Source organism: Desulfobulbus alkaliphilus (assembly GCF_016918545.1).
GTDB classification, from domain to species: Bacteria; Desulfobacterota; Desulfobulbia; order Desulfobulbales; family Desulfobulbaceae; genus Desulfobulbus; species Desulfobulbus alkaliphilus.
Window position 1 is genome coordinate 1 of sequence record NZ_JAFFQC010000201.1, and the last position, 462, is coordinate 462.

Sequence of the window (462 nt, forward strand, 5' to 3'; positions counted from 1 at the left end):
GCTGTAGACTGCTTGCTGCATATAGATGGACGCATCGCAGTTACCGGCATGGGCAAGAGCGGTCATGTAGCGCGCAAGGTTGCAGCTACATTGGCTTCTACGGGCAGTCCCGCCTTCTTCATCCACCCGGCGGAAGCCAGCCATGGGGATCTGGGCATGCTGGCCAAGGGGGACGCCGTACTTGCCTTCTCAAACTCGGGAGAGACCCAGGAATTAACGGACATCATCGCCTATGCGGCCCGCTATCGCCTACCACTTGTTGCCGTCACAAAACGGCCTGACAGCATGCTGGGAAAAAATGCCGATTATGTGTTACAGCTTCCTGATGTGAAGGAAGCCTGCCCTATCGGTTGCGCCCCCACGACATCCACTACCATGCAGCTTGCCCTGGGGGATGCTCTGGCTCTGACGCTCTTGCAGGCGCACGGCTTTCGCCCGGAAGATTTCCGGCGATTCCACCCC

General features: G+C 58.7%; 1 protein-coding gene. It reads left to right on the forward strand.

Annotation, left to right across the window (positions count from 1 at the left end):
• Positions 1–462: KpsF/GutQ family sugar-phosphate isomerase (locus tag JWG43_RS18110; RefSeq protein WP_371925223.1), on the forward strand; the 462-nt coding region annotated here is incomplete at both ends.